Below are 19,641 nucleotides of genomic sequence, written 5' to 3' on the forward strand. Positions count from 1 at the left end.
CTGCGATGTTGGAAAAAGTTCTGATCGCCAACCGCGGCGAAATTGCCTTGCGCATCTTGCGTGCCTGTAAAGAACTGGGCATCAAGACCGTCGCTGTACACTCCACAGCAGATCGCGAGCTGATGCACCTGGGCCTGGCAGACGAAACCGTCTGCATCGGTCCGGCACCGGCCAATCTGTCCTACCTGAACATTCCGGCGATCATTTCGGCTGCCGAAGTGACCGGCGCCACTGCGATCCACCCGGGTTACGGGTTTCTCGCCGAGAACGCCGACTTCGCCGAACAGGTCGAAAAATCGGGCTTCGCTTTTATCGGTCCCAAAGCAGACACCATTCGCCTGATGGGCGACAAGGTTTCCGCCAAGGACGCCATGAAGCTGGCCAACGTGCCGACCGTTCCCGGTTCCGACGGCCCGCTGCCGGAAGACGAGGCAACCGCTCTGCGCATCGGTCGTGAAGTCGGTTACCCAGTGATCATCAAGGCCGCCGGTGGCGGTGGTGGTCGCGGCATGCGTGTGGTTCATCGCGAAGAAGACCTGATCGAAGCTGCGTCCCAGACCCGCGCCGAAGCAGCGGCCTGGTTCAGCAACCCGATGGTCTACCTGGAAAAATACCTGACCAACCCACGTCACGTGGAAGTCCAGGTAATTTCCGACGGTCAGGGCCAGGCCATTCACCTGGGCGATCGCGACTGCTCGCTGCAGCGCCGTCACCAGAAGGTTCTGGAAGAAGCGCCGGCACCGTTCATCGACGAAAAGGCGCGCGAGGATGTCCTGGCCGCCTGCGTCAAGGCGTGTATCGATATCGGCTATCGTGGTGCGGGTACTTTCGAGTTCCTGTACGAAAACGGTCGTTTCTACTTCATCGAAATGAACACCCGTGTTCAGGTGGAGCACCCGGTTTCGGAAATGGTCACCGGCATCGACATCGTCAAGGAGATGCTCAGCATCGCCGCCGGCAACAAACTGTCGTACACCCAGGATGACGTGGTCATCAAGGGTCATGCGCTGGAATGCCGGATCAACGCCGAAGACCCTAAGACCTTCGTGCCAAGCCCTGGTCTGGTCAAGCACTTCCACGCACCGGGCGGCAACGGTGTACGGGTCGATTCGCACCTGTACAGCGGCTACAAGGTACCGTCCAACTATGACTCGCTGATCGGTAAAGTGATCACTTGGGGCGCGACCCGCGAAGAAGCCATGGCACGCATGCGCAATGCCCTGGACGAAATCGTGGTCGACGGGATCAAGACCAACATCCCGCTGCACCGCGACCTGACCCGCGATGAAGGCTTCTGCGAAGGCGGAATCAACATCCACTACCTGGAGCACAAACTGGCCAATCAATAAGCCAGTCTGCTTCACCACGACAAAGCCGCAGTGATGCGGCTTTGTTGTTTGCAGCGCATAGCAGTAAACTTGCCCGCTTCCTGCGGCCGCACCGGCTGTACAAGCCGCACTTATTTCCAAATCGAAGGTAATCCGCCATGCCTTGGCTGCAAGTCCGCCTCGCCATCAGCCCAGAACAAGCCGAAACCTACGAAGACGCCCTTCTTGAAGTCGGCGCCGTGTCTGTGACATTCATGGACGCCGAAGACCAGCCGATTTTCGAACCCGAACTCAATACCACGCCGCTGTGGGCGAACACGCACCTGCTCGCACTGTTCGAAGCCGACACCAATGCCGAAATGGCCCTGGCACACCTGAGCCTGCTGACCGGCGAAGAGTTACCCGAGCACAGCGCCGAAGTCATCGAAGATCAGGACTGGGAACGCAGCTGGATGGATAACTTCCAGCCGATGTGTTTCGGCAAGCGCCTGTGGATCGTGCCGAGCTGGCATGCCGCACCACAGCCGGACGCCGTGAACCTGTTGCTCGATCCGGGCCTGGCGTTCGGCACCGGGACCCACCCGACCACCGCGCTGTGCCTCGAGTGGCTGGACGGCCAGGACCTCGAAGGCTGCAACGTGCTGGATTTCGGCTGCGGCTCGGGCATTCTGGCCATCGCCGCACTGCTGCTGGGTGCCGAACAGGCCGTTGGTACCGATATCGACGTGCAGGCACTGGAAGCCTCTCGAGACAATGCCGGACGCAACAATATCGCGGCCGAACGCTTCCCGCTGTACCTGCCCGAGGATCTGCCGCCCCAGCAGGCCGACGTGCTGGTCGCCAACATTCTGGCTGGCCCGCTGGTTTCCCTGGCGCCGCAACTGGCAACCCTGATCAGGACCGGCGGACGCCTGGCACTGTCAGGCATTCTTGCCGAACAGGGTGAGGAAGTCGCGGCAGCCTATGCTGAAAGTTTTGATCTGGACCCGATCGCAAACCGAGATGGCTGGGTACGCATCACGGGTCGCCGCCGTTAATCGCCGCTTCAACCGGACAGCCGCATGACCGACAGTTTCGTCACCCAGTGCCCGCACTGCCAGACCAGTTTCAGAGTCAGTCACGCTCAGCTGAGCGTGGCCCGTGGCGTGGTGCGGTGCGGAGCCTGCCTGCAGGTGTTCAACGCAGCGCGGCAGTTGCTCGAGCAGCGCGCCAGCGATGACGCCGAAAAAGAGACCCTGCCCGCCTCGCCGGTGATCGCGGCCCTGCCCGAACCGGAGGCCCTGCCGACGCCAGTGCCCGAGCCCGAGCTGAAGCCGGAGCCGGAGCCGGAGCCGGAGCCGGAGCCGGAAAAGACGCCCGAAGAGGACGATCCCTGGCAGGTCAGCGAGCTGGATCTGGACAATCTCAATCTGGACGAAGAACTGGCCCGCCTCGAACAACGCGAGACCCGCAGGCCTGACACCTTCGCCCGCCCTGTAAGCGATATCGGCAACGACGATGTGAGCCTGACGGCGAAGCGTGACAGTCGGCAGAGCGACGAGGCGGCATGGGTCGATACGCTGCATAACGACGATGTCGAGCAACTGCCCGAGCTGCATGCAGAAGTCATCCCGGACACCGACTCTGTAGACGCTCCAGAGCCGCTGGAGGATGACACGCGTACCGAGCCGTCGCTGTCACTGGACAAGCATCTGGACGATGACGAGCCCCCGATGCCCGTCATCATCCAGCGCAAAGCTCCGCCTGCCGAAAAAGTCGAGCGCTGGTCTGCGGTGGATGACGATGATGAAGACGACCATGAGCCGGAGCCAGAACCGCGAGGCAAGCGCAGCCGCAACGAACCGGCAGTGCGCGACCAGACACTTCTTGACCTGACCGACGACCCTTTGCAACTGGACTGGCAACGGCCCAAACCACGCTGGGGGCGACGCCTGGCCTGGTGTCTGTTGATCGTACTGGCGCTGGCGGGCCTGGCAGGACAATACGTCTGGTACCACTTCGATCAGCTGGCACGCCAGGACCAGTATCGCCCGTGGTTTCAGCAGATTTGCCCGCAGGTCGGCTGCAAGGTGCCGAGCAAGGTCGACATTTCCCAGCTCAAGAGCAGCAACCTGGTCGTGCGCAGCCACCCGGAGTTTCAGGGGGCTCTGGTGGTGGACGCGATCATCTACAACCGCGCCTCGTTTTCCCAGCCGTTTCCCCTGCTGGAACTGCGTTTTTCCGATACCGGCGGTCAGTTGATTGCCAGTCGTCGGTTCAAGCCCAGTGAATACCTGAGCGGCGAAATGGCCGGCAAGGAAGAGATGCCACCCCAGACGCCGATCCATATCGCGCTGGATATCCTTGATCCAGGTGCAAAGGCCGTGAACTACAGCCTGAACTTCCGCTCGCCGGAATGACTCGTCCGGCGCGACAGCGTCGGCCGCGACTGCTTTTTTACACGCTACTTTCACCAAAGAACGCTGCATGATCGCAGAAATTCAGCAACAAAATACCCTCTGACCGGACTCATCGAACTCAGGCAAGAGCTGTTCAGATTTTATCCAATTCAGCCTTTATCCAGTCATCGAGAGCGGGTATCATGCCAACCCTTTTTCAAACTCTCGGTTCGATCTGACGGTGGCGCATGCGGCTGGCGGGATGAGCCGTTGCAGACCGGGTGAAACGGTTTTTTACACGGCCTGCGGATGATTTGGCCTCCACAACAGGTAAGGCTATGTCGGCAGTACGCATCGGCCCATATACAGTGCAAAACGGCTTGATCCTCGCCCCGATGGCGGGCGTCACCGACCAGCCTTTCCGTCAGCTGTGCCGAAGACTCGGTGCCGGCCTGGTGGTGTCGGAGATGGTCACCAGTGACATGAGCCTGTGGAACAGCCGCAAATCGCGTCTGCGCATGATCCACGAAGGTGATCCCGAGCCGCGCTCGGTACAGATCGCCGGCGGTGATCCGCAGATGCTGGCGGACGCAGCACGTGCCAATGTCGAACTGGGCGCCCAGATCATCGACATCAACATGGGTTGCCCGGCCAAGAAAGTCTGTAACAAGGCGGCTGGCTCGGCGCTGTTGAAGGATGAGCAACTGGTCAACGACATCCTGCAGGCCGTCGTGGCTGCAGTCGATGTACCGGTCACGCTGAAGATCCGCACCGGATGGGATCGCGACAACCGAAATGGTCTGACGGTGGCGAAAATCGCCGAGCAGGCAGGCATTCAGGCACTGGCAGTGCACGGGCGAACCCGTGCCGACCTGTACACCGGCGAGGCCGAGTACGACACCATTGCCCAGATCAAACAGGCCGTGTCGATACCGGTCTTTGCCAATGGCGACATCGATTCACCGGAAAAGGCCCGGCACGTGCTGAAAGCCACCGGAGCAGACGGATTACTGATTGGCAGGGCCGCACAGGGGCGTCCCTGGATTTTTCGCGAGATAGAACACTTCCTGCGGACCGGAGAGACACTCCCGGCGCCGCAGTCGAGTGAAGTGGAACGCATTCTGCTTGAGCATCTGGCAGCGCTCCACGTTTTCTATGGAGACGTGATGGGCGTGCGCATTGCACGCAAACACGTCAGCTGGTATCTCGCAACCCTGCCGGGCGCCAGAGAGTTTCGCGCCCACTTCAATCGTTTGGAAGATACGGAAGCACAGTGCGCCAACGTCCGGGAGTTCTTCAGCCAAGGCTGCAAGGGCCCGGATAACGAGAATGATAAAGAGGTGGCCGCATGACGATGATGACCGAGACTTTAGTGAGTGGAACAACACCCGTGAGCGACAACGTCAATTTGAAACAGCACCTCAACACGCCGAGCGAAGAGGGTCAGACCCTGCGCGGAAGTGTCGAGAAGGCGCTGCACAATTATTTCGCCCACCTCGAAGGCGCATCCGTCACTGACGTCTACAACCTGGTGTTGTCGGAAGTCGAGGCTCCGCTTCTGGAAAGCGTGATGAACTACGTCAAGGGCAACCAGACGAAGGCCTCCGAGCTGCTGGGACTGAATCGCGGCACGCTGCGCAAGAAACTCAAACAGTACGATCTGCTTTAAAGCATTCAAAACAGAAAAGGCGACCTTGCACCGCGGTCGCTTTTTTTTGCTGACTTCTTTTGCTTTTGATGGAAATCGAGATGACCGACCAGACTACCCGCCTGCCGATCCGCCGCGCCCTGATCAGCGTATCCGACAAGACAGGAATCCTTGAGTTTGCCCGCGAGCTTGAAGCGCTGGGCGTCGAGATTCTTTCCACTGGCGGTACGTTCAAGCTGCTCAAGGACAACGGCGTCGCGGCAGTCGAAGTGGCCGACTACACCGGCTTCGCTGAAATGATGGATGGCCGGGTCAAGACCCTGCACCCCATGATCCATGGCGGGATTCTGGGTCGTCGCGGCATAGACGACGCCATCATGACCGAGCACGGCATCAAGCCGATCGATCTGGTTGCGGTCAATCTGTACCCGTTTGAAGCCACTGTCTCCAAGCCAGGCTGCGACCTGCCGACCGCCATCGAAAACATCGACATTGGCGGCCCGACCATGGTCCGTTCCGCAGCGAAGAACCACAAGGACGTCGCCATCGTGGTCAATGCCAGCGATTACGGCCAGGTTCTGGAAAGCCTCAAGGCCGGTGGCCTGACCTACGCCCAGCGCTTCGACCTGATGCTCAAGGCGTTCGAGCACACCGCCGCCTACGACGGCATGATCGCCAACTACCTGGGCGGCGTCGACCAGACTGCCGAAACCCTGAGTACCGAAGGCCGCAGCCAGTTCCCGCGCACCTTCAACACCCAGTTCGTCAAGGCTCAGGAAATGCGCTATGGCGAGAACCCGCACCAGAGTGCGGCGTTCTACGTCGAAGCCAAACCTGCCGAGGTCGGCATCGCCACCGCCACCCAGCTGCAAGGCAAGGAGCTGTCGTTCAACAACGTGGCCGATACCGATGCCGCACTGGAATGCGTCAAGAGCTTCGTCAAACCGGCCTGCGTGATCGTCAAGCACGCCAACCCGTGCGGTGTCGCGGTCTGCCCGGATGATGAAGGCGGCATTCGCCAGGCTTACGAACTGGCCTATGCCACCGACTCCGAGTCGGCATTTGGCGGCATCATCGCCTTCAACCGCGAGCTGGACGCTGCAACCGCCAAGGCCATCGTCGAGCGCCAGTTCGTCGAAGTGATCATCGCCCCGAGCGTCAGCGCCGAAGCCCGCGCCATCGTCGCGAGCAAAGCCAACGTTCGCCTGCTGACCAGCGGCCAGTGGAGCGAGCGCCTGCCTGCCTGGGACTACAAACGCGTCAATGGCGGCCTGCTGGTACAGAGCCGTGACATCGGCATGATCACCGAGGCCGACCTCAAGGTCGTCACCCAGCGTGCGCCGACCGAACCGGAAATGCATGACCTGATCTTCGCCTGGAAAGTCGCCAAGTACGTCAAGTCCAACGCCATCGTCTACGCCCGCAACCGCCAGACCGTCGGCGTCGGCGCTGGCCAGATGAGCCGTGTGAACTCGGCGCGTATCGCGGCCATCAAGGCTGAGCATGCCGGGCTGCAGGTTCAGGGCGCCGTCATGGCCTCCGATGCCTTCTTCCCGTTCCGTGACGGCATCGATAACGCGGCCAAGGTCGGCATCACCGCTGTCATCCAGCCAGGCGGCTCGATGCGTGACAACGAAGTGATCGCTGCAGCAGACGAAGCCGGCATCGCGATGGTGTTCACCGGCATGCGTCACTTCCGGCACTAATTAGAAAAACGGCCGCACTGGCGCAGGCGTCTGCTGCGTCATTGCGGCCTCGTACGGCGGGTTGGGTCGCCCCAGGCACACCGCGTACTCCAGAATCAGCGTCATCGAGGTTTTTGAAATGAATGTTTTGATCATTGGCAGCGGCGGTCGTGAACACGCCCTGGCATGGAAAGTCGCTCAGGACCCACGCGTGCAGAAGGTGTTTGTCGCACCGGGCAATGCGGGCACGGCGATCGAGGCCAAATGCGAAAACGTGGCCATCGACGTTCTGGCACTGGAGCAACTGGCGGATTTCGCTGAAAAGAACGTTGCGCTGACCATCGTCGGCCCGGAAGTACCGTTGGTCGCAGGCGTCGTCGACCTGTTCCGCAGCCGAGGCCTGGACTGCTTCGGCCCGACCGCTGGCGCTGCCCAGCTTGAAGGCTCCAAGGCGTTTACCAAGGACTTCCTGGCGCGTCACAAGATTCCTACTGCCGACTACCAGAACTTTACAGAGATCGAGCCTGCCCTGGCCTATCTGCGTGAAAAAGGCGCGCCGATTGTCATCAAGGCCGACGGCCTGGCCGCAGGCAAGGGCGTGATCGTCGCCATGACCCTGGCAGAAGCCGAAGACGCCGTACGTGACATGCTGGCTGGCAACGCCTTTGGCGACGCCGGTTCGCGCGTTGTCATCGAAGAGTTTCTCGATGGCGAAGAGGCCAGCTTCATTGTCATGGTCGACGGCAAGAATGTACTGCCCATGGCCACCAGCCAGGACCATAAGCGCGTCGGCGACGGCGACAGCGGGCCGAACACCGGCGGGATGGGTGCCTACTCCCCTGCCCCGGTGGTCACCGCCGAGGTTCATCAACGTGTCATGGACCTGGTTATCTGGCCGACCGTCAGGGGTATGGCCGATGAAGGTAACGTTTACACCGGCTTCCTCTATGCTGGTTTGATGATCGATAAAGCAGGCAACCCGAAAGTCATCGAGTTCAACTGCCGCTTCGGCGACCCGGAGACCCAGCCGGTCATGCTGCGTCTGCAATCGAGCCTGGTACTGCTGGTCGAGGCTGCGCTGGCGCAAGCGCTGGACAAGATCGAAGCACAGTGGGACCCACGCCCCAGCCTGGGTATCGTGCTGGCAGCAGGCGGTTATCCTGGCGACTACGCCAAAGGCGCGGTCATCGAGGGCCTGGACGCAGCGGCACAGCTCGAAGGCAAGATATTCCATGCAGGCACGGCCTTGCAGGATGAGCGTGTCGTGACCAGCGGTGGTCGTGTACTGTGTGCCACAGCGCTGGGTGACAGCGTCGGCAACGCGCAGGAAAATGCCTATGCGCTGGCCGCAAAAGTCGACTGGCAAGGGTGTTTCTATCGCAAGGACATTGGCTACCGTGCCATTGCCCGCGAGCGTGGCGAAGACCAGGAATAATCGATCGGACCAGCCTCTTCAAGCAGAGGCTGGCCGGTTGCTCCGGTATTCGCGGTTTTACCAGGCATTCACTCACGAAGGGATTTCATTGTGCGCTGGCTCAGGATTGCCATAGCCTCAACCGTCGGACTGCTGACCCTGCTGTTCATGCTTTCGGCGCAGGCCGAGCATGGTGCAGGCTGGTCGACGCTGCTCGACGAAAAGGCCCATCTGACGCTGGATGAAATCCGCTCGGCGCGCTATCAGAATCAATTCAGCCCCACCGAGCTGGAACGGGTCGCTGCAGCGGATCGCGGCAGCGCGGTATGGCTGCATTACCGCCTGCAACCGACCCAGCACGAGCAATTGCTGCGTATCTTCGCCCCGGACCTTTCCAGCGCCGACATGTATGTCATGGACGGCGATCGACAGATTGATCATCTACGCACGGGCAACGACGTGCCGATTGAAGATCAGCGACTGCCATCCAACGATTTCCTGCTGCCGGTTCCGCAAAGCTCGGCCTCGCTGGATATCTACCTGAGACTGGTCTCTGCGCAGAAAATGCGCCCCAGCATCACCCTTGAACCGGCCATAGAAAGCGCCGCCAACGAAACCCAGCCATTGCTGTTCGGACTGCTGTTTGGCGCGCTGTCCATGCTGATCGTGCAGAATCTGACGCGTTACGGACACACCCGGTCGCGCAGCAATCTGTGGCTGGCCGCCTGCGAATCGTTACTCGGGCTCAGTGCGCTGTTGCTCCTCAACCTGCTCCGCCCGATCGACCCGTGGAATATCGCGCAAACCCCGAGCGCACACCTGGCGCTGCTGCTGGCCGCTGTCGCAGGCCTGATCTACACCTACTGTTTCTTCGTCCATCGCAATGCCCGCAAACTTGATCGTCTGTTGCTGGGCAACGCGGTGCTCATGGGGATCGGCGCCTTGCTGGTGCTGTTCGACGAAAAGCTGCCGATCAACTTCCTGACGTTCGGCCTGGTCTCGCTGACGACACTGAGCATTCTGGCGGTGTCAATGTGGCACTGGCAGAAGGGCTATCGCTCGGCGCGCCTGTTTGTCCTCGGAATGATCACCTTCAATATCGGCTACATGGTGGTCCTGCCCGGCCTGCTGTGGCTGAGCCTGGTGCCACCGCAATGGCTGCTGCTGGCGCTGCTCAGCGTGTTCTGCATCAGCGGCCTGCTGATGAGCCTGGCCCTCAGCGAACGTCATCGCAGTATCACCGAAGACCGTTTCAGCATCAGCCGCGATCAGGCGGCCAGCACCGCCGAAATCAACGCCAAAGCCGAGTTTCTGGCCAAGATCAGCCACGAGATTCGCACCCCGATGAACGGCGTGCTGGGCATGACCGAGCTGCTGCTCGGCACCCCGCTGTCGGTCAAACAGCGCGACTATGTGCAGACCATTCACAGTGCCGGTAACGAACTGCTGACGCTGATCAACGAGATTCTCGACATCACCAAGCTCGAGTCAGGACAGATCGAACTGGACGACGTGCAGTTCGACATCGGCGCGCTGGTCGAGGACTGCCTGAATATCTTCCGCGCCAAGGCCGAACAGCAACAGGTCGAGCTGATCAGCCAGATCCAGCCTCAGGTGCCACGTGTCATCAATGGTGACCCGACCCGCCTGCGCCAGACACTGCTGAGCCTGCTGGAAAATGCCCTGAAGAAGACTGACGAAGGTGAGATTCTGCTGGCCGTCGCCCTCGAGTCCTCGAAAAGCGGGAATACGCGGCTGCGCATTTCAGTTCAGGACAGCGGCGAAACGCTTTCCGACGAAGAACGTGAAGAACTGCTGCACGCCGAACTACACAGCCGGAACTTCCTGGCCAGCAGCCGGCTCGGCGGTCATCTGGGACTGGTGATCGCTCGTCAGTTGATCGTACTGATGGATGGCGAATTCGGCATTCAGAACAATGGCGCGCAAGGCAATACGCTGTGGCTGAACCTGCCTCTGGACGCAAAACTGCTCGAACAGCCGACCATTGATCTGGACAGCCCGCTTAAAGATGCCAGGGTGCTGGTGGTCGATGACAACGACACATGCCGCAAAGTGCTGGTTCAGCAATGCAGTGCCTGGGGCCTGAATGTCAGTGCAGTGGCATCCGGCAAGGAGGCACTGGCCTTGCTCAGGACCAAGGCGCACCTGCGCGACTATTTCGATGTGGTCCTGCTCGATCAGAACATGCCGGGCATGACCGGTATGCAACTGGCCGCCAAGATCAAGGAAGACCCGAGCCTGAATCACGACATCCTGTTGATCATGCTGACCGGCATCAGCAATGCACCCAGCAAGATCATCGCGCGCAACTGCGGCATCAAGCGCATTCTGGCCAAACCGGTGGCGGGCTATACGCTCAAGACCACGCTGGCAGATGAACTGACCCAGTTGAACAAGGGTGTCGTGTCGAACAAGCCCGGCCCGGTCGTGACGCCGCCGGTCAGCGTCCCCGGCGACTTCCGGATTCTGGTGGCCGAAGACAACAGCATTTCGACCAAGGTCATCCGCGGCATGCTCGGCAAGCTCAACCTCAACCCCGATACCGCGAGCAATGGCGAAGAAGCGCTGCGAGCCATGAAAGCGCAGCGTTATGATCTGGTGCTGATGGACTGCGAGATGCCGATACTCGACGGCTTCTCGGCCACCGAGCAATTGCGCGCCTGGGAAGTCGGCAATCAGCGTGTACGCACCCCGGTCGTTGCACTGACCGCGCATATTCTCACCGAGCATAAAGACCGCGCACGCCAGGCCGGCATGGACGGCCACATGGCCAAGCCCATCGAACTGTCGCAGTTGCGCGAACTGGTCGAGCACTGGGTGGCGCACCGTGACAAGGCCCGTGGGCTGACGTCGGACGGCGAGCACTATCGGCAAAACTGACGGCGACGGGAAAGGCCTGTGGCCTGATAGACTGCCGATGCCATCCACCTGCTGCTGTGAGTCGAAGCCATGCTTCACGTGTTGTTCAGCGTCTATCTGAAAATGCTGGTGCTTTACAGCCCGTTTTTCGTTCTTTCCTGCTTCATCAGCCTGACGCGTGGTCACTCGCGCAAGGAACAGCGGCGCCTGGCCTGGAAGGTGGCGCTGGCGACACTGGTTTCCAGCGTCTTGCTCTATCTGTTCGGGCGCGTGATTTTCGATGTATTCGGCATCACGGTCGATGCATTCAGGATTGGGGCTGGCAGCGTGCTGTTCATCTCGGCACTGGGCATGGCCCAGGGCAAGTCGGCGGTGCAGACCGACAATATCCAGCAGGATGTGACCATCGTTCCGCTGACCATCCCGCTGACCGTAGGCCCCGGTACGATCGGTGCGCTGCTGGTCATGGGCGTCAGTCAGCCCCACTAAACTCACCGCCATTCTGAGTATTGCGCTGGCCAGTCTGACCGTCGGCGTCGTGCTTTACCTCTCCAACCGTATCGAACGCATCCTCGGCGATCAGGGTTTGCAGATTGTCAGCCGTTTGATGGGACTGTTCGTCTGTGCACTGGCCGCGCAAATCATTTTCACCGGCATCAGGGGCTACCTGCTGCCCTGACAGGACTCAGATACTTGCAGCCCGCACCATGCCTTGCGCCCTGCCGTCCAGATAACGCATCACCGCGTCACGATGAGCGGCATACACCTTGCTGTCAAAGATGTAACTGCCGTCCTTGAAGTGAAACAGCAGTCTTCGCCTTCCTGGCGCATGGTCGTCCACACTCAGGTGCAGACTGCAAAGCAACAGGAGCATCCGGCCAGGTTCATACTTTTCGCAGGGTACGATCTGAAAACTGCCCAGACGTCCCTGGTCGAAGCCGCGCTGAAAGTACGACTCTGCTGCCTGGCCTACCCCCATTGCAGCAACCGCACGCTGCACCATGCCGCCAAGACGCTTACGATCCGCAGGATGACTGACCTTGAACGTGGCCTGCAATAAATCGTCAACACTGCTCACCACCAGCGAGTCCCCAAGGACCACGCCCTTTTGCTGTATGCCGCGCGCCTTGAGGCGGCTGCGGTAGTAATACATCCAGGTCCCCCACTGGGTTTTGAAATCAAACTGCCTGCCCGCGAACAACTGGGCGTCCAGAAGAACGCTCTGAACATCCGTGCGCTCTTCGTTCGAAAGCCCGGGCAAAAACGCGACCATACTGGAGATATTGCCCAGATAGGCCGCGTTACCTGTGTCTGCATTCATTTGCGTTACTCCCTTCCATGGGCTTATCCAGGTTGCTAAAGACTGATGATTTCGGCTGCAGCACGATCAGCCAGGGCGTCCCGCACCGTCTGGCGAAAAGGCTCGAAACTCTGGCGACTGAAGCGGAACGCAGTACTGACGGCATGCACCTGCATCTCGCCGCCCAATATCTGCCAGAAATAACGCGCGGGCCGCAGCGCCAGGGTGGTCATCTGCAGGCTGCACAGAAGGATCGACACCTCGTCCTTATTGCGCATTGCACAGGGCATGAGCTGAAAGCTTTCTGAGCGCCCGGACGTAAACCAGCTGCTGAAAAAACTCGTCGCATGATCACTGCTCAATAGCCTGTCGAGCGAACTGCGGTAGAGTTGGCGAAGCTCGCCAGCGTTATCGATCACGGATAGCTGCAGTTTTCCGATGTCACTGAAACTGTGGATTTTCAATCGGGCATCGTTGATCCCGGCGCTCCGCGAACCGCCTGTGGCGGCAATCGAGCGCTGGTAAGCATCCAGCCATGCACGCCAGTTCACTCTGGAAGAATGGCGATCATCTGCGACCAGTCGGGCATGGTGCAGACAATCCATTATGTCCTGGCGCAAATCAGGTTCGACATTGCGGGCGAAGGACAGCACGCTGGCACCCGTCAGTAGAGTTTCATCCGGATCAGACATCGGGACTGCCCCCGAGCGGCATGATCAGGCACGCACGCTTGCTCGACAGCGCGGTGTCGATGCCATCGCGAAACTGCGAATAGACCTGTTCAAACAGTTGCATTGCATGGACAGTCACAGCGATGTTGCCGTAGACACTCTTCGGCTCGATGACCTCGAAAAGAAACCCGGATGACAACGGTTGACGTGTGGCGAATTGAAGCTGCACCAGCTTGAGCTTCTGTCGGGTGTCGACGAAAGCCAGTTGCAGAACTACGCTGACCTGCAATTTTCCCGAGTGATTCAAACCGCTCTGTACCGTCTGACTGCGCAGCAGATGAAGCGCTTCGCTCGCGACGGACTGGCTGCCTGCCCTGCGCATGAACGCCTCCGCACGCAGGAGCGTCTCGGCTGACACCAACGGTGCAAGCGCATGCACCATGCAACTCCACACTGTTTCAGCGGAGTCTTCAGGCAAAGGCTGGCTGATATGTTCGCTGGCGCTCGGCAGCCAGCCGAAACGCTGCGCAGCGGTGAGACGGGTTTCATTCCATTTTTCGGGTTCGGCAAACTTCGAGTGTTGTTTCGATGCGGCCAACTGCACGTACAGCATCGAGTCCAGCACATCATTTTTCAGGGCGACCCGCTGCGGCTCGGGGAAAAACATCAAACAGCCCGCATTGACGACTACGGCATCCAATTCCTGCTTCATGGGAGAATTCCTTTTATCCCGAAAGCGGAGGCAGTCCGCGCCTCCGCCAACACTCCGATCAGATTTCGTACTCTGCAATCGCATTACTGACATTGTCGCTAAGCCGTTGCTCGATCAGCTTGCGATAGCGCGCATACAGGTCCGTGTTGAGCAACAGGTTGTGCTCGCCCTTCCAGGTCTGGACACTGGTGCCCTGCCATTCCCAGAACAGCACATTGGTGACGTCACTGTCGGCCTGAAAGCTGACTGCCGCCATGGCCAGACTGACGATGCTGTCCCCGGATTCGATACAGGAGGCGATACGGAAGCTACCTCCACGGTGTGCCTTGGTCTGGTTCTCGAACAGGCGCAGGGGCTCTTTCCTGGCCTGCAGCGCGGCGACGGCATCTGCAGCCACTTTGAGCATCAGCAGCGATGCAGGACCGGGTAACGCGGCAGTTGCAATGGCCGAACCGAGGATCTCCAGACCGACTTCGTCCATGGTGAAACGCTGCTGGGTGGCACGATAGCGCGCATAGTTCCAGTGGCTGGAGAGCCAGCCCACCTTGGAAAGCACTTCGTTGAATTTGTCATACCACTGATCGCCCTGGGTTTCAGAGCTGAACGCCTTGTTGGCCACAAGGGTGGCGAACAGAAAGGAATTCATCACGTCCTGCTTGCTCTGCGCCGACATACCGTTGGGAAATGCCAGCACACTGCCTGCAACCACCGCACCTTCATGGCCGGACTGTGCGTCAGTGACGTCACCTGCCTGAGGCAATCCGGGGATTGCGGGGGCCGCGAATGCGCCCAACGAAGGTGGGCATTCAGCCAGCTCGCAGGCGGCAATGTAATCGAGGTTGTCAGTGCTGTTCATGGTTTTGTCCTGTGTCATTTCATTAGTCCTTTAACTCATGCGTCCTGATGGACTGAATCGAGACTAACGAAATAAATCAGGCGGTTTTTTCGGAGCTTTCCGTTGCCCCCTGATGGCTTTCGGGCACTTGGCTGCCGAACTCGATACGCAAAGCCAGATTCGACCCGCCATCTGCCTCCCGGCGTACCGCAGGTGAGCGAAGATTCCGGGGAGGCTTCTGGAATCGGACTACCGACGACGACGGTTGAAGAGAGCCGATTCGCTCAAGCCTGTGGGCCGAAACAAAGGCTCACAGGCTTGAAGTGACATCGCCACTTCAGCGCTTTCCCACGCTGGATGGCGGCAGGTATGACACGCGTGCGCGCTCAACCTGTAGGCTTGTTGCCGTACCAACGCGGCGTATAGACCCAGTTGCCGCCTGCGTGGCGAGGAAAGGTGCACGTCAGGGAAGAGCCGATCAACACCATGGTGCGCATGTCCACCTGCTCCGGTGTCAATTCGCCCAGCGTGATAACCCTCAATGTCTGCCCGGGACGGCCGATGTCGCGGCCCAGCGTCACAGGGGTTGCAGGGATGCGATGCTGGCGGACAATCTCCAGCGCACGCCCCAGTTGCCAGGGTCGGGAGCGAGATATCGGGTTGTAGAATGCCAGCGCCAGATCGGCCTGACAGGCGAGGTCCAGACGCTTTTCGATGATGTCCCAAGGCTTGAGGTTGTCGGACAGCGACAGCACGCAGAAATCATGTCCCAGCGGCGCACCAGCCTGAGCGGCGGTTGCCAGAGAAGCCGAGACACCCGGCAGAATCTCCAGCTCGACCGCATGCCAGTGAGGATTATCCGACTCATGCAACGCCTCAAGCACCGCTGACGCCATGGCGAACACTCCCGGATCACCGGACGACACCACGACCACCGAACGGCCTTGAGCAGCCAGCTCGAAGGCATGCCGGGCACGCTGCATTTCTTCGCGATTGTCAGTGCAGTGCAGTACCTGATCGGCACGAAACGGCCCTGCCATGCGCACGTAGGTTTCATAGCCCAGCACATCATTGGCACGTGCCAGTTCGGCCTTGACCGCAGGCACCATCAGGTCTGCTGCGCCAGGGCCCAGACCAATGACTGCAACGCGGCCACGCCCGCGGCCGATGCTCTGCACATCCAGCGGTTGCGCCGCGACAGCAATCGCGGTGTGGGCGTCGACGCAGAGCGGTGGCAACAGCTGCGGCACAGCCTTCATGGCCATCTCGCTGGCCGCAGCGGCGCTGACGAATCGCACCGCAACGTCCAGCTCGGCGGCAGCCTTGTGCAGGTGCGGATTGGCCATCTGCTCCTCGGCAGCCAACAGGCACGCCAAGGACTGCCCGGCAATACGTACCTCGCGCAGGGCCGAGCGCACTTGCTCAGCCAGTTCGTCACTGAGGTCAGTCACCGCCACCAGCACGTTACGCGGGTATATCAGCAATTCATGGGGTGACGGCTCGCGCAGGGTACTGCCAACATGAATGGCCAGCGCGGCCTGTGGATCTTCGGGCAGTTGCGCCTGGGCCAGCCAAGGGGCTTCGCCCTCGATGCGTACAGGTTCGCCGGACAGCAGGTCGGAAACGAAACGCTTGCCCAGCTCCAGATCGCCCAGCGCATAGCCGCTTGGCGGGTTGAGCAGACAGGTGCCGAAACGCAGCTCGCCGCTGGTGGTGATCGCCGGCGCAACGCCAAGCCCGCTGGCGATGCTGCGCGCCAGGACATTCACCCCGCCAAGGCCGCCAAGCAGCGGCACTACGGCGCTGCCGTCTTCGGCCACGGCGAGCACTGGCGGTTCGGCGCCCTTCTCCAGCAGCACGGCGGCCAGGGTGCGAATAACGATACCGGCTGCGCAAAGGGCGATGATCGGTGTGTTCTGTTGATACAGCTGGCGCAGCGTCGCGCCGAACTCGCTGTAAGTGCGGTCGGCCCCCTGCACGCGCTCGGCCAGGCCATGAATCAGCGCATCGGGAAACAGCTGTTGAATGCGCCGCGCGGTGGCAAGGCTGCCATTGCCGAGAATGACGATGGCCGGGGTCATGGAGGTCATCAGCCTTGCCACCTGTCGCCAGGGACGATAATCAGCGAAAAATACGGCGAAGACATCGGGTCGACCTGGTCCAGCGGGACGATTTTCTGGTTGCTCATCGTGGCGCGCTCGACATACAGCGCGCGCCCGGCCATCCCCAGCTCGGTCAGTACCTCGCGAACCTTGTGGAAGTTGCGCCCCAGTTTCATGATCACCGCCGCGTCGGCGTCGGCCAGCTTGCGTTTCAGGTCGTCGTGGGACAGCACACCGGACAGCACTGACAGGCTCTGGTTGCGATACACCAGCGGCGCGCCCAGCACCGAAGCGCCACCGAGCATCGAGCACACACCCGGGATCACTTCGGCCTCGTAGCGCTCGGCCAGACGATCGTGCAGGTACATGTAGGAGCCATAGAAAAACGGATCGCCTTCGCAGATCACCGCCACGTCACGTCCGGCGTCCAGGTGCGCGGCAATGTGCCGGCTGGATTCGTCGTAGAAGTCGCTGATGAGCTTTTCGTAGGACAGTGTCGGCGGCAATGCCTCAGTGGTCACCGGGTAGACCAGCGGCATCAGGGTCTGAACGTCCTGCAGATGCGCTTCGATGATGCCGAATGCGTTGCCCTTTTTGCCCTTGGCCACGAAATACGCCACCACCGGCGACTCCCGCAGCAGACGCAGGGCTTTGACAGTGATCAGCTCCGGGTCGCCGGGACCTACGCCCAGGCCAATCAATCGACCGCGTGCCTGCATCATTCGATCTCCGTGGCCAGTGCGTTGACTGCGGCCACGGCCATGGCGCTGCCGCCACGGCGGCCCTGCATGATCACGAACGGCACACCGCGGCTATCGGCGGCAAGCATCGCCTTGGACTCGGCGGCGCCGACAAAGCCGACCGGAAAGCCGAGAATCAGTGCAGGCTTCGGCGCACCGGCATCGAGCATTTCCAACAGATAGAACAGCGCGGTCGGCGCGTTGCCGATGACCACCACGCTGCCTTCCAGGTGCGGACGCCACAGCTCAAGCGCCACCGCAGAACGCGTATTGCCCAGCTCCAGGGCCATTTCCCGCACGCCTTCATCATGCAAGGTGCAGATGATCGGATTATTGGCGGGCAGACGGGTGCGAGTGATGCCTTCGGAGACCATGCGCGCATCGCACAGGATCGGCGCTCCGGCGGCCAGAGCGTTGCGCCCGGCAGTACCGGCACCCGGCGAGAAGCGCAGGTCTTCGATGACTTCGACCATCCCACAGGCATGGATCACGCGCACGGCGAGTTTTTCCAGGTCGGCAGGGATCGTGTCAAGACGCGCTTCGGCGCGAATGATCGAGAAAGAGTTGCGATATATCTCCTGACCATCGCGGATGTAATCAATCATGCATGTTGCTCCGTGAGCCAGCGTTCAACTGCGCGCCGACTGCTTCAATAGTAAGGTTGCGCGCGCGCAGCACGCCGAAACCGGCATGCGCTGCATCGCGAAAATAAAGATCGTAACGGCCCGGCGCGACAGCCAGCAAGGTTACTGGCGCTACGTGAGCGGCAGCGCAGGAACGCGTGCAACCGCTCAAGTGCAAAGCCTGGCCGGTAGCCAGCCCGGCAGCCAGTTGCAGGGCGTCGGACTTGGTATCGGCCAGCCCCTTGGCGCACCCGGCAGAACCGGTACAGGCGAGCATCTGCGCCAGTGGTTGCTCGGCCGCCGCGACGAATCCCGATGCCTGCAACGCGTCCAGCACCGCCGCGGCGCGCTCGACCGGCACGTTCGGCAACAACAGGCTTTGCCAGGGCGTCAGGCGCAGCGTGCCGTCGCCCTGATCCGCCGCCAGTTGCGCCACACTGGAAAGCATCGCCGCATCGAGACGCCCCAACGGTACTGCAGCGCCCACCGCCACCCGATTCGGCTGGGCCTGTGGATAAACACCAATGTGGCGAATGCCTTGAATGGCCGGACGCTGCCAATCGGTGATCGCCTTATCGGTCCGCACTGTGCAGCCGGACCGGGTCGACAGCTCGCGCAGCATATCGTCGGTCGAAACCTCGGCCAGCAGGTGTCGCATCCGGGTGTGCTCGGGACGGGCAAGGTCGAGAAACAGCTCCAGCAGTGCGACAACCAGCGTCTTCCCCTCGGCCACAGGGACAGCGGCCAGCGGTCGGTCATGGGCCGGGCAGCCGGCCAGCCCGAACGCCAGCAACACTTCGCCATCGACTTTCAGCGCCGACAGCCACACGTCATGCGGGTGTTCGAGCATGACCAGCGTTTCACCAGCGTCCAGCGACAAGGCAAACTTGGGGGACAGCTCATGAAAACGCGGATGATGTTCCAGCGCGTCGAGAATCTGCGCCGCCAGCGGCCGGGCATCGAAGAGCATCTGCGGGTCCAGGCCGGCCGTCGGGCTGAGCATCAGGTTGCGCACATCGTCGCTGGCCGGGTTGGCGGGGCCGAGCCCTGCCGCCATCAAGGCGCCGATCAACCCGTCGTGATTGGCACCAATGCCGCGAATCTGCAAATTGGCGCGGTTGGTGGCTTCGATAACACCCTGTGCATACGTGCTCGCGGCCTCGGCAACGGCCATGGCCTGCGCACGGGTGATCACCCCGCCCGCCAGCTTGATCCGGCAGATCCCGCCGTCCAGTGCCGGGACGATACGCAGCAACCCCGGGCAGGCCGAGGGGCGTAGCGTTGCAGAGGATGTGCGAGCGGACTGCTGCTCGTTCAATGGGTCA

Annotated in this window: 16 protein-coding genes and 1 pseudogene; 9 read left to right on the plus strand and 8 right to left on the minus strand. The window is 60.9% G+C overall.

What is annotated here, in order from left to right:
• The first annotated feature begins 5 nt into the window (after nucleotides 1–5).
• The 9 genes and pseudogenes from accC (at nucleotide 6) to PCPL58_RS24300 (ending at nucleotide 12,012) form a co-directional block, all read left to right on the plus strand.
• Entirely contained in the window at nucleotides 6–1,349 is a 1,344-nt protein-coding gene (accC, locus tag PCPL58_RS24260; RefSeq protein WP_003368837.1) for an acetyl-CoA carboxylase biotin carboxylase subunit, read from the plus strand.
• Nucleotides 1,350–1,486: 137 nt separating this feature from the next.
• The gene (prmA, locus tag PCPL58_RS24265) at nucleotides 1,487–2,365 is read left to right on the plus strand and encodes a 50S ribosomal protein L11 methyltransferase (RefSeq protein ID WP_065350632.1); all 879 of its coding nucleotides are present in this window, start codon (nucleotides 1,487–1,489) and stop codon (nucleotides 2,363–2,365) included.
• A 24-nt stretch (nucleotides 2,366–2,389) separates the two neighbouring features.
• The gene (locus PCPL58_RS24270; protein ID WP_065350633.1) at nucleotides 2,390–3,727 is read left to right on the plus strand and encodes a DUF3426 domain-containing protein; all 1,338 of its coding nucleotides are present in this window, start codon (nucleotides 2,390–2,392) and stop codon (nucleotides 3,725–3,727) included.
• 317 nt (nucleotides 3,728–4,044) lie between these two features.
• Nucleotides 4,045–5,058, plus strand: coding sequence for a tRNA dihydrouridine synthase DusB (gene dusB / locus PCPL58_RS24275; protein ID WP_003368840.1), 1,014 nt, complete (start codon nucleotides 4,045–4,047; stop codon nucleotides 5,056–5,058).
• Entirely contained in the window at nucleotides 5,055–5,375 is a 321-nt protein-coding gene (fis, locus tag PCPL58_RS24280; RefSeq protein WP_002555375.1) for a DNA-binding transcriptional regulator Fis, read from the plus strand. Before dusB ends, fis begins: the two co-directional genes overlap by 4 nt.
• Before the next feature lie 80 nt (nucleotides 5,376–5,455).
• Nucleotides 5,456–7,060: a bifunctional phosphoribosylaminoimidazolecarboxamide formyltransferase/IMP cyclohydrolase gene (gene purH, locus PCPL58_RS24285; protein WP_065350634.1), complete on the plus strand. Its 1,605-nt coding sequence runs from the start codon at nucleotides 5,456–5,458 to the stop codon at nucleotides 7,058–7,060.
• Nucleotides 7,061–7,178: 118 nt separating this feature from the next.
• The gene (gene purD, locus PCPL58_RS24290; protein ID WP_003431732.1) at nucleotides 7,179–8,474 is read left to right on the plus strand and encodes a phosphoribosylamine--glycine ligase; all 1,296 of its coding nucleotides are present in this window, start codon (nucleotides 7,179–7,181) and stop codon (nucleotides 8,472–8,474) included.
• Nucleotides 8,475–8,564: 90 nt separating this feature from the next.
• A complete protein-coding gene (retS, locus tag PCPL58_RS24295) occupies nucleotides 8,565–11,354 on the plus strand; it encodes a hybrid sensor histidine kinase/response regulator RetS (RefSeq protein ID WP_003431733.1) in 2,790 nt (929 codons plus the stop codon).
• A gap of 69 nt (nucleotides 11,355–11,423) precedes the next feature.
• A pseudogene (locus tag PCPL58_RS24300) lies at nucleotides 11,424–12,012 on the plus strand (MarC family protein).
• A gap of 6 nt (nucleotides 12,013–12,018) precedes the next feature.
• On the opposite strand, the gene PCPL58_RS24305 reads toward PCPL58_RS24300, so the two are convergent.
• From PCPL58_RS24305 to cobG, 8 genes are all read right to left on the minus strand, one after another.
• Nucleotides 12,019–12,654 carry a hypothetical protein gene (locus PCPL58_RS24305; RefSeq protein ID WP_065350635.1) on the minus strand — a complete coding sequence of 212 codons (636 nt, stop codon included), beginning with the start codon at nucleotides 12,652–12,654 and terminating at the stop codon, nucleotides 12,019–12,021.
• 35 nt (nucleotides 12,655–12,689) lie between these two features.
• On the minus strand, nucleotides 12,690–13,325 hold the full coding sequence (locus tag PCPL58_RS24310) for a hypothetical protein (RefSeq protein ID WP_065350636.1): 636 nt from the start codon (nucleotides 13,323–13,325) through the stop codon (nucleotides 12,690–12,692).
• Nucleotides 13,318–14,016, minus strand: coding sequence for a hypothetical protein (locus PCPL58_RS24315; protein ID WP_065350637.1), 699 nt, complete (start codon nucleotides 14,014–14,016; stop codon nucleotides 13,318–13,320). The genes PCPL58_RS24310 and PCPL58_RS24315 overlap by 8 nt, the downstream gene beginning before the upstream one ends.
• A 58-nt stretch (nucleotides 14,017–14,074) precedes the next feature.
• Nucleotides 14,075–14,890 carry a hypothetical protein gene (locus PCPL58_RS24320; protein ID WP_065350638.1) on the minus strand — a complete coding sequence of 272 codons (816 nt, stop codon included), beginning with the start codon at nucleotides 14,888–14,890 and terminating at the stop codon, nucleotides 14,075–14,077.
• 347 nt (nucleotides 14,891–15,237) lie between these two features.
• A complete protein-coding gene (gene cobJ, locus PCPL58_RS24325) occupies nucleotides 15,238–16,941 on the minus strand; it encodes a precorrin-3B C(17)-methyltransferase (RefSeq protein WP_065350639.1) in 1,704 nt (567 codons plus the stop codon).
• Nucleotides 16,941–17,672: a precorrin-2 C(20)-methyltransferase gene (locus tag PCPL58_RS24330; RefSeq protein ID WP_003368854.1), complete on the minus strand. Its 732-nt coding sequence runs from the start codon at nucleotides 17,670–17,672 to the stop codon at nucleotides 16,941–16,943. Before PCPL58_RS24330 ends, cobJ begins: the two co-directional genes overlap by 1 nt.
• Nucleotides 17,672–18,298 (minus strand): precorrin-8X methylmutase, encoded by a 627-nt coding sequence (locus PCPL58_RS24335; RefSeq protein ID WP_003368856.1) that lies wholly within the window; start codon nucleotides 18,296–18,298, stop codon nucleotides 17,672–17,674. Before PCPL58_RS24335 ends, PCPL58_RS24330 begins: the two co-directional genes overlap by 1 nt.
• On the minus strand, nucleotides 18,291–19,634 hold the full coding sequence (gene cobG, locus PCPL58_RS24340) for a precorrin-3B synthase (protein ID WP_083188485.1): 1,344 nt from the start codon (nucleotides 19,632–19,634) through the stop codon (nucleotides 18,291–18,293). Before cobG ends, PCPL58_RS24335 begins: the two co-directional genes overlap by 8 nt.
• Between the last annotated feature and the right edge of the window lie 7 nt (nucleotides 19,635–19,641).

Origin of the sequence: Pseudomonas cerasi, from assembly GCF_900074915.1 — a bacterium.
In the GTDB taxonomy this organism is placed as follows: Bacteria; Pseudomonadota; Gammaproteobacteria; order Pseudomonadales; family Pseudomonadaceae; genus Aquipseudomonas; species Aquipseudomonas cerasi.

Excerpts from the sequence above, each read along its gene's own strand:
- accC (WP_003368837.1), top strand. The coding sequence starts at position 6 with ATGTTGGAAAAAGTTCTGATCGCCAACCGCGGCGAAATTGCCTTGCGC.
- prmA (WP_065350632.1), top strand. The coding sequence starts at position 1,487 with ATGCCTTGGCTGCAAGTCCGCCTCGCCATCAGCCCAGAACAAGCCGAA.
- PCPL58_RS24270 (WP_065350633.1), top strand. The coding sequence starts at position 2,390 with ATGACCGACAGTTTCGTCACCCAGTGCCCGCACTGCCAGACCAGTTTC.
- dusB (WP_003368840.1), top strand. The coding sequence starts at position 4,045 with ATGTCGGCAGTACGCATCGGCCCATATACAGTGCAAAACGGCTTGATC.
- fis (WP_002555375.1), top strand. The coding sequence starts at position 5,055 with ATGACGATGATGACCGAGACTTTAGTGAGTGGAACAACACCCGTGAGC.
- purH (WP_065350634.1), top strand. The coding sequence starts at position 5,456 with ATGACCGACCAGACTACCCGCCTGCCGATCCGCCGCGCCCTGATCAGC.
- purD (WP_003431732.1), top strand. The coding sequence starts at position 7,179 with ATGAATGTTTTGATCATTGGCAGCGGCGGTCGTGAACACGCCCTGGCA.
- PCPL58_RS24305 (WP_065350635.1), bottom strand. The coding sequence starts at position 12,654 with ATGAATGCAGACACAGGTAACGCGGCCTATCTGGGCAATATCTCCAGT.
- PCPL58_RS24310 (WP_065350636.1), bottom strand. The coding sequence starts at position 13,325 with ATGTCTGATCCGGATGAAACTCTACTGACGGGTGCCAGCGTGCTGTCC.
- PCPL58_RS24315 (WP_065350637.1), bottom strand. The coding sequence starts at position 14,016 with ATGAAGCAGGAATTGGATGCCGTAGTCGTCAATGCGGGCTGTTTGATG.
- PCPL58_RS24320 (WP_065350638.1), bottom strand. The coding sequence starts at position 14,890 with ATGACACAGGACAAAACCATGAACAGCACTGACAACCTCGATTACATT.
- cobJ (WP_065350639.1), bottom strand. The coding sequence starts at position 16,941 with ATGACCTCCATGACCCCGGCCATCGTCATTCTCGGCAATGGCAGCCTT.
- PCPL58_RS24330 (WP_003368854.1), bottom strand. The coding sequence starts at position 17,672 with ATGCAGGCACGCGGTCGATTGATTGGCCTGGGCGTAGGTCCCGGCGAC.
- PCPL58_RS24335 (WP_003368856.1), bottom strand. The coding sequence starts at position 18,298 with ATGATTGATTACATCCGCGATGGTCAGGAGATATATCGCAACTCTTTC.